Consider the following 8,903-nt stretch of genomic DNA (forward strand, 5'->3'; position numbering starts at 1 on the left):
GACCTTGCCGCACTCCTGCAACGGCTGCGCCGCGAAGCCCGCATCGACATTCGCCTCACAAATGATCCCGACGCCAATATCACGATCGAGGCTGTCCCGAACCTTGCCCTGCAGCGCGCAGCCCCCAACGCGGCCTGTTTCGTCGTGCCTCGGGTCCAAAGCTGGGCAGAGCTGCGGGCAGCCCGCAATACACAGACATTGAACTGGGCGACCCTGCGGCAACGCGAAAAGGCCGCGATCTTCATCCCCTCAGACGTCACCCCGCAGGAAATCCGCGATTGCCTGCACGAGGAACTCGCACAGGCGCTCGGCCCGCTGAACGATCTGTACCGCCTGCCGGATTCCGTCTTCAACGACGACAATATCCATGCCGTTCTGACCGGCTTTGATATGCTGATGCTGCGCGCCTATTACGCACCGGAACTGCGCAGCGGCATGACCGAAACCGAAGTGGCGAACCGCCTGCCGACGATACTGGCGCAGATCAATCCGCGCGGCCAAAGACCGGGCGGCCTTGTCCCGTCGGCAACCTCGCGGGCATGGATCGATGCCATGACCGATGCGCTTGGCAACCAGGTGTCGGAGCCGCGCCGACGGCAGGCCGCCGCCCGCGCGATTGCGATCGGGCAGGCACTGGGCTGGACCGGCCCCCGCGAAGGGTTTGCCAACTATGCCTATGGCCGCCTGCAGATCGGCAATGATGCGTCCCTCGCGCTTGGGGCCTTTACCGCAGCACGCCGCGCCTACGACCAAAGCCCGGTCACCGAAATACATTCGGCCCATATCGCGTTGCAGCTCGCGGCCTTTACGCTGATTTCACGCGATGTGGATGCAACCATCGCCATCACGACACCCGCCATCAATGTGGCCGCGCGCTATGAAAATGCAGCCCTGATGTCTCTTTTGATGATGTTCAAGGCCGAAGCCCTCGATCTCAAGGGCGACACTGACGCAGGCATGGCGCTGCGTCTGGACAGTCTGGGATGGGCGCTTTATGGCTTCGGCGACCGGGACGAGGTGATTGACCGGCTCAATGAAATTGCGTCGCTGGCTCCACCTCTGCCCCCAACCTGACAAAGGGCTTTTGCATGATCTTCCCGCTTTCCGGACTTCTCATCGGTGCAATTCTGGGCGCGCTGCGCGCAAAGGCCCGTGGCGGCAAGGGCAAGGACATGCTGCAATGGGGTGCTGTCTTTGCCATCATCTTCGGCCTGATCGGTCTGTTCGTTCTGATCATCTTGCAGCGCAGCATGGTGTGATCCATGTTTCTGCCCTTCTTTGACAACCTGCGCAGCAACGGTGTCCCCGTCAGCCTGCGCGAGTTTCTGTCATTTCTGGAAGGGATGAAGGCAGGGCTGGCTATCTATGATGTGGAAGCGTTCTATTTTCTGGCCCGCACCATCATGGTCAAGGACGAACGACATCTGGACAAGTTCGACCGCGCCTTTGCCGCCACCTTTGAAGGGCTGGACGCGATCCCCGACGCGGCGGTGATGAATGCCGTCGATATCCCTGCCGAATGGCTGGAAAAACTTGCCGAAAAGCACCTGACCGATGAAGAGAAAGCCGAAATCGAAGCGATGGGCGGCTTCGACAAACTGATGGAGACGCTCAAGAAACGGCTCGAAGAACAAAAAGGCCGCCATGAGGGCGGGTCAAAATGGGTCGGCACGGCAGGCACATCACCCTTCGGGGCTTATGGCTACAACCCCGAAGGCGTGCGCATCGGCCAGAAGGAAAGCCGCCACCAGCGGGCTGTCAAAGTCTGGGACAAGCGTGAATTCCGCAATCTTGACGACACCGTCGAACTGGGCACCCGCAACATCAAAGTCGCGCTCAAGCGCCTGCGCCGCTGGGCCCGTGATGGGGCACATGAGGAACTAGACCTGAACGGGACCATCCGCGCCACTGCCGAACACGGCTATCTGGACGTACAAACGCGCCCCGAACGGCGCAATGCCGTGAAGGTCCTGCTTTTCCTTGATATCGGCGGCTCGATGGACCCGCATATCAAGGTGGTGGAAGAACTGTTCAGCGCCGCAAAATCCGAATTCAAGCACTTTGAATATTTCTATTTTCACAACTGCCTTTACGAAGGGGTGTGGAAAGACAACCGCCGCCGATGGGACGCCCGGACCCCGACATGGGACGTGCTGCGCACCTATGGGCCGGATTACAAATGCATTTTCGTGGGCGACGCCAGCATGTCGCCCTATGAGATCGCCTTTCCCGGCGGTGCCAATGAACACTGGAACGAAGAGGCCGGCCATACCTGGCTGGAACGGGCCCGCGATCAGTGGCCCGACCATATGTGGATCAACCCGCTGGATGAACGCTATTGGCGCTACACACAGTCCATCCAGATGATCCAAGAGATTTTCGGCAAGGACCGCATGGTTCCGATGACACTGGCGGGCATTGACGCAGGCATGCGGACACTCGGGCGTTAGGAACAGACAATGCGGCACCGGCTCAAAGACCTCTGGACCCACAACCGCGCAGCGTTTTTGGCCTTTGTGGCCGTTCTTGGCCTGACCGGTTTTTTCGGGGTGCGGGCCGTGACACAGTATATCTACTGGTCCGACCCTGCCCGCCAGAACCAGACACTCGCCGAATGGATGACCCCGCGCTACGTGGCGCAGTCCTACGATATCCCGCCCGAGGTGGTCAGAGCCGCGTGGGGGCTTGACCCTGACGGCCCGATGCGGCGTGCGTCGCTTGAAACGATTGCCGCTGAAATCGGCCTGACGCTGGACGAGATGGAGCAGCGGATCACGGCGGCTGCCGCCTCGTGGGATCAGGGCCAGACCGATGAATGACCTCATTCTGGGTCTTGCCGCCGATTATGGCGTACCGCTGCTTTTCGTGGTGACGTTCCTCAGCTGTCTGGCCTTGCCGGTGCCGTCATCGCTTCTGATGCTGGCCTCCGGCGGATTTGCCGCAGCGGGTGATCTGTCTTTGATCGCAGCAGCCACAGCTGCCTTTTGCGGTGCGGTGCTGGGGGACAATCTGGGCTACTGGAGCGCGCGGCGCTTGGGGCTGCGCATGGAGCATTGGCTTCAGGCACGTCCCAAACGGGCCGCGTTGCGGGCCAAGGCTGCGGCCTTCATGGACAAGTGGGGCGGGATCGGTGTTTTCTTCTCACGTTGGCTGGTGGCACCGCTGGGGCCTTATATCAACTATCTCGGCGGACTTTCGCAGTTCAACTGGCCGCGCTTTGCCTTGTGGGCCATGGCGGGCGAAGTCGTCTGGGTCGGGGTCTATGTGGGCCTCGGCTATGTGTTTGCCGATAATATGTCGGCCATCGCCAGCGTATTGGGCAACCTGTCGGGTTTTCTTGCCGCAGGTGTCGTGGCCGCAGGCCTCGGCATCTGGCTGGTAAGGGCCAGTAAAGCGCGCGATAGAAAGGCCGCCAGACGCCGATGCCGCAAATCGTCAAGAGAAAGTGCACCGAATGTCGCGGATGAAACCTCCTGACAGACTTGAGAAACCCGCGCGCGCGCCCATATCAAAGATATGATTAAGCTTATGCCTATCCTGCTGGCGGTCCTTTACGGACTTGCGATGTATCGTTTCTCGGTTTGGCGTACCAAACGCGAGCTCGACAGCAATTCGACCGAGCTTGCCGACCCGATCCTAAAGGTACTGATGGACCGGATGGCAAAGGCGCTCGATATCGACAGGATCAGGGTGCATATCTACGAGATCGAACCGGTAAACGGCCTTGCCTCACCTGACGGGCGCATCTTTATCACGCGCGGTTTTTTCAACAAATACCGCGCAGGCGAAGTCAGCTCCGAAGAAATGGCCAGCGTGATCGCGCATGAAATGGGGCATGTGGCCTTGGGCCATTCGCGGCGGCGCATGATCGACTTTTCGGGGCAAAACGCCATGCGCACCGCGCTTGCGATGATCCTCGGTCGCTTCATTCCCGGCGTCGGGCCATGGATCGCCAACGCATTGATGTCCCTGCTCGCGGCAGGCCTGTCACGCAAGGACGAATTCGAAGCGGACGCATATGCCTCGGCTCTGCTCGTCAAGGCAGGGATCGGCACAGATCCGCAAAAGTCGCTGTTCAAGAAACTGGAAAACCTCACCGGTGCACGCGGGGCAGCCACACCCGCATGGATGATGAGCCACCCCAAGACACCACAGCGTATCGCCGCGATCGAGGCGAATGAAGCCAAGTGGAACGCCAGCTAGAACACGCGGCGTCTCTCTTCATGTTGGCCCGAAAACTCCCGCCGGAGGCTCCTGCGCTGACAACCGGCACAGCCGCGTCTTTCAGGGCGTCATGCCTCCAAAGCCTTGCCAAACCGTGGCATCCGCGCTTTTTTCATCAGCGCCCGCATGGACCATGGCGCGGGTGACAGCCGGTTCGCCTCCGCCAGCACCGTCTCGGCGACGCTCCGGACCTGAAGCGGGGCCTGCGCCAGCAACAATAGCGCGAACCCGTCAGGGTCCCAGCGCAGCAGCACCGCATCACCCAGAATATTTTTGGGGAAATCCTTGGCGTTCATCGTCAGAATGCCGTCACAGGACCCCACGACAGCCGCCGCGAGCACATGAATATCCGCCGGATCGGGCAGCCAGAACTGCCGCTCCTGTGCTTGATCATAAGGAACGATGGCCTGCGGAAAGCGGGCGCCAAGCGACGCAATCTCGCCCCGCGCCCAAACCTCTTGCGCCGGTCCCAATTTGCCAGCCGCCCGCGCCCATTCTTCCAGAATCCGCGCCGACCAGCGTGCCTCGAACAACCCGGCCTTGGCGCAACCCAGCATGACCTCGCGCATTACCGTGGGATAAAGCACGCAGGCATCGATCATCACCCTCATAGGCGAAATGTCAGCGCCTTAAGGTAACCGCTTTCGGCCAGATGCGGCAGCAAAGGGTGATCCGGCCCGGCAAAGCCGGTGTGGATAATCTGTCCGCGCCGTCCGCCACGCCCGATCCCGCGCGCGGATGCATTGCGGAACTTGGTCAGGTCCGCCGCGTGCGAGCAGGAACAAAGCGTCAGATACCCGCCCTCGGCCACCAAAGGTGCCGCAAGCCGCGCAATCCGTTCGTATGCGCGCAGGCCGGCGTCCAGAGAAGACTTGGACGGCGCAAACGCCGGTGGATCACAGACCACGACATCAAAGGTCGCGCCCTCTTCGGCCAAGGCCGTCAGCACATCGAACGCATCGCCCTTGCGCGTCTCAAACCGGTCTGAAACCCCCATCTGTGCTGCACCCTGCGCGGCCAGCTCCAACGCGGGCGCAGAGCCATCCACCGCCAGAACAGAGCCCGCATCAGCCGCCAAGGCCGCGAGACCGAAGCCACCGACATGGCTGAACATATCCAGCACCCGCGCGCCTTTGGACAGGCCTGCGACAAACGCATGGTTGGGGCGCTGGTCAAAGAACAGACCCGTCTTCTGCCCGCCCATCACATCGGCCATATAAACAGCACCGTTCATCGGCACAGCCACCGGGCCATCAGGTGCCGCGCCCAGCAGACTTTCGGTCTTTTCCTCAAGCCCTTCCAGCGTGCGCGCCCGTCCGGTCCCGTTCATGATCACGGTTGTCACGCCAGTGACCTCTTGCAAGGCCGCCACAAGTGGCACGATCAACATATCCGCCCAAGCCGCGTTCGGCTGTATCACGGCAAGATCACCGAACCGGTCGATGATCACGCCGGGCAACCCATCGGCCTCGGCATGGACAAGCCGGTAATAGGGTTCTGCATAAAGCCGCGCACGGTGCGCCAAGGCGCGGGTCAGCCGGGCTGCAAACCACGCCTGATCAATCACCGCATCAGGGTCCTGATCCAGCATCCGGCAGATGATCTTCGAAGCGGGGTTGACCGTCACCACACCCATCGGGGTGCGGTTGGCATCTTCCAGCCGGGCGATCGTGCCGGGCGTCAGATTGCGGGTCCGGCGATCAGTCACCAGTTCATTGGCGAAAACCCAAGGAAAACCATGGCGGATGGCCCGTGCCTCCGCTTTCGGGATCAAGCGGACAACGGGGTGTTCGGGGGGTGTTTGTTCTGTCATGCTCGCGTCCTACCCGCTCTTGACGCGGCTGGAAAGGGGCATCGGTCAGACCAGTTGCGCACGCAGCAAAGTGGTCAGGAAATCCGTCACCCGCACTTTCTGCGTCTGTCCTGACTGTTCCAGCAATCCTGCACGTTCCCCACCGGGTGCATCAAGATTGTCGACAACCCGGCGCGCAGGCTCGATCACCTCGTCAAATCCGGCCCTGTGGATCGTCAGATCAAAGACCACATTGTAAACACCGCCGACAGTATAGCGCGTCCGGTTGGTCACACCGTGAAAGCGGACAAGTGTCACATCGACATCAACGGGAACAGCGTCGTCTACTACCGGACGAGTGCGCGCGGCGGCCTCTTGGAACATGGCGGCGATCTGCGGGATACGCGGCCCCATGGGATCACCGCGCCAGACGATATCGGCATCGGGATAGAACGTCTCGCTCTCGGACACTGAAAGGCCTTCCAGAGCGGCAAAGCTGAACCCGCGCAGCGCATAAGAGCGGTCCATCTGCGGGCGCGCCGTCCCTTCGATGCCCAGACCCGAGACACAGCCCGTCAATCCCAGCATGGTAAGTGATATGATGACTGCTCTGCGCTGCATTGAAATGCCGCTCCCCTCTGTTAACCGCTGTCATAGCATGTCTATTTTGAGAGTGTAAAATCCACAACTGTGTCGATTCACCATCGATCTTGCGGCAATATGAACCCTTGTTAGCGCTAACACGTCATGCTATGTGAAAGTCAAAAGCAAACCAGCCGAGGATGCCATGCCCCTGCACCCCAAAATCGCCGAAGTCACCGACCGCATTCGTGTCCGTTCCGAAGGGACGCGCCGGAAATATATGGACACCATGGCCCGCGCTGCCGCAGAAGGGCCGCGCCGTGCGCATCTGACCTGCGGCAATCAGGCCCACGCCTATGCAGCCATGGGAGGTGACAAGGATGCCCTGACCGACGCACGGAGCCCGAACATCGGGATCATCACCGCCTACAACGATATGCTTTCGGCGCATCAACCCTTTGAAACCTACCCCGATCTGATCCGCGCCGCAGCGCGCGCCGCCGGTGGCACGGCGCAGGTGGCAGGCGGTGTGCCTGCCATGTGCGATGGTGTGACCCAAGGCCAGACCGGTATGGAACTGTCGCTTTTCTCGCGCGATGTGATCGCGCTGGCCGCTGGCGTGGGGCTGTCCCACAACGTGTTTGATTCAGCCGTCTACCTTGGTGTCTGCGACAAGATCGTGCCCGGCCTTGTGATGGCTGCAGCCACCTTCGGCTATATCCCCGGGATTTTCATGCCCGCAGGACCGATGGTTTCCGGCCTGCCCAACGACGAAAAGGCCCGCGTGCGGCAGGAATTCGCCAAGGGTAATATCGGGCGAGATGAGCTTATGGCGGCGGAAATGGCAAGCTACCACGGCCCCGGTACCTGCACTTTCTACGGCACGGCCAATTCCAACCAGATGTTGATGGAATTCATGGGATTGCACATGCCCGGTGCCTCTTTCGTCAACCCCGGCACGCCCCTACGCGACGCACTGACGACCGCCGCGACCGAGCGCGCACTGGAAATCACCGCCCTCGGCAATGATTACACGCCTGTCTGCGATATCCTTGATGAACGGGCCTTCGTGAACGGCATCGTCGGGCTGATGGCGACAGGCGGGTCCACCAACCTTGTCATCCACCTGCCCGCCATGGCCAGGGCCGCAGGCGTGATCCTTGATCTGGAGGACTTCAGCGACCTGTCCGAAGTGACCCCGCTGATGGCCAAGGTCTATCCCAACGGGCTGGCCGATGTGAACCATTTCCATGCCGCAGGCGGGCTGGGTTATATGATTGGCGAACTGCTCGACGCGGGCCTGCTGCATGACGACACGAAAACCGTCGGTGGTCAGGGACTGGCGCTTTATACGCAGGAACCCAAACTGGTGGACGGGCGCATCAGCTACGCCCCCGGTGCAGGCAAATCGCTGAACGAAAAAATCCTGCGCCCTGCCTCTGATCCGTTCCAGCGCCAGGGAGGGCTGGTGCAGCTCTCCGGAAATCTCGGGCGTGGTGTGATCAAGACATCCGCCGTCGCCCCCGAGCGCCAAATCGTCGAGGCCCCTGCCCGCGTGTTCCACACCCAGGAAGCCGTCAAAGACGCCTTCAAGGCAGGCGAATTTACCCAAGACACCATCATCGTCGTGCGTTTTCAGGGGCCCAAGTCCAACGGGATGCCCGAACTGCACGGGCTGACCCCGACACTCGCCGTGCTGCAAGACCGCGGGTTCAAGGTCGCGCTGGTGACCGACGGGCGCATGTCCGGCGCATCCGGTAAAGTCCCCTCGGCCATCCACGTCTGCCCCGAAGCGGCGGATGAAGGCCCGATAGCTCTCATTCGCGACGGCGATATCATCCGGCTCGATGCGACAACCGGCACGATCGAAGTCAAGGACGTCGATCTATCCACCCGCACCCCGGCCACGGCCGATCTTAGCGGCAACGGCACCGGCGTCGGACGCGAACTCTTTGAAGTCTTCCGCCAGAATGTCGGCCTCGCCGCTGAAGGGGCTGGCGTCGTCGTCTAGACGGCGCCCCCTTTTCATCTTGGACAAAACGCCCGCCGGAGGCAACTGCCCCCGCAACCGGCACCACACGCAAGGAACGAAACCATGACCCCTCAAGACGCATCAGCCGCAGCCGAAAAAGTCTGCCGTCTGGCCCCTGTGGTGCCCGTTCTCGTCGTCGATGACGCCAGCATTGCCGCAGACCTCGCCCGCGCACTGGTCGCGGGCGGCCTGCCCGCGCTTGAAGTCACGCTGCGCACGCCTGCCGCCCTTGACGCCATTCGCGAAATGGCTGCTGTCCCCGGCGGTGTCGTG

Annotated in this window: 10 protein-coding genes and 1 pseudogene; 8 read left to right on the top strand and 3 right to left on the bottom strand. The window is 61.4% G+C overall.

The features are described 5' to 3' along the window. The 6 genes from R6T97_RS08735 to R6T97_RS08760 form a co-directional block, all read left to right on the top strand. Window positions 1-1,074: DUF2927 domain-containing protein (locus R6T97_RS08735; protein WP_410348905.1), on the top strand; the 1,074-nt coding region annotated here is incomplete at its 5' end. A gap of 14 nt (window positions 1,075-1,088) precedes the next feature. Then, on the top strand, window positions 1,089-1,259 hold the full coding sequence (locus tag R6T97_RS08740) for a hypothetical protein (RefSeq protein WP_410348906.1): 171 nt from the start codon (window positions 1,089-1,091) through the stop codon (window positions 1,257-1,259). A 3-nt stretch (window positions 1,260-1,262) separates the two neighbouring features. Continuing rightward, window positions 1,263-2,450: a vWA domain-containing protein gene (locus tag R6T97_RS08745; RefSeq protein ID WP_410348907.1), complete on the top strand. Its 1,188-nt coding sequence runs from the start codon at window positions 1,263-1,265 to the stop codon at window positions 2,448-2,450. Between the two features lie 9 nt (window positions 2,451-2,459). After that, a complete protein-coding gene (locus tag R6T97_RS08750) occupies window positions 2,460-2,819 on the top strand; it encodes a hypothetical protein (RefSeq protein ID WP_410348908.1) in 360 nt (119 codons plus the stop codon). After that, on the top strand, window positions 2,812-3,477 hold the full coding sequence (locus R6T97_RS08755) for a DedA family protein (protein WP_410348909.1): 666 nt from the start codon (window positions 2,812-2,814) through the stop codon (window positions 3,475-3,477). Before R6T97_RS08750 ends, R6T97_RS08755 begins: the two co-directional genes overlap by 8 nt. A gap of 39 nt (window positions 3,478-3,516) precedes the next feature. Then, window positions 3,517-4,203, top strand: a complete 687-nt coding sequence (locus tag R6T97_RS08760) for a M48 family metallopeptidase (protein ID WP_410348910.1) — start codon at window positions 3,517-3,519, stop codon at window positions 4,201-4,203. A gap of 89 nt (window positions 4,204-4,292) precedes the next feature. Here the strand turns inward: R6T97_RS08760 and R6T97_RS08765 are convergent, their stop codons facing one another. The 3 genes from R6T97_RS08765 to R6T97_RS08775 are packed head-to-tail and all read right to left on the bottom strand — an operon-like array spanning window position 4,293 to window position 6,637. Then, window positions 4,293-4,835, bottom strand: coding sequence for an RSP_2648 family PIN domain-containing protein (locus tag R6T97_RS08765; RefSeq protein WP_410348911.1), 543 nt, complete (start codon window positions 4,833-4,835; stop codon window positions 4,293-4,295). Next, window positions 4,832-6,037: an RSP_2647 family RNA methyltransferase gene (locus R6T97_RS08770; protein WP_410348912.1), complete on the bottom strand. Its 1,206-nt coding sequence runs from the start codon at window positions 6,035-6,037 to the stop codon at window positions 4,832-4,834. The genes R6T97_RS08765 and R6T97_RS08770 overlap by 4 nt, the downstream gene beginning before the upstream one ends. A gap of 45 nt (window positions 6,038-6,082) precedes the next feature. Next, window positions 6,083-6,637 (bottom strand): DUF6778 family protein, encoded by a 555-nt coding sequence (locus tag R6T97_RS08775; RefSeq protein WP_410348913.1) that lies wholly within the window; start codon window positions 6,635-6,637, stop codon window positions 6,083-6,085. 166 nt (window positions 6,638-6,803) lie between these two features. Between R6T97_RS08775 and edd the strand changes: the two genes are divergently transcribed. Both edd and R6T97_RS08785 read left to right on the top strand, forming a co-directional pair. Beyond that, entirely contained in the window at window positions 6,804-8,609 is a 1,806-nt protein-coding gene (edd, locus tag R6T97_RS08780) for a phosphogluconate dehydratase (protein ID WP_410348914.1), read from the top strand. Between the two features lie 84 nt (window positions 8,610-8,693). Then, window positions 8,694-8,903: pseudogene (locus tag R6T97_RS08785) on the top strand (keto-deoxy-phosphogluconate aldolase); the annotation flags it as partial.

The sequence above is a fragment of the Yoonia sp. genome (assembly GCF_046498525.1).
Classification (GTDB): domain Bacteria; phylum Pseudomonadota; class Alphaproteobacteria; order Rhodobacterales; family Rhodobacteraceae; genus Yoonia.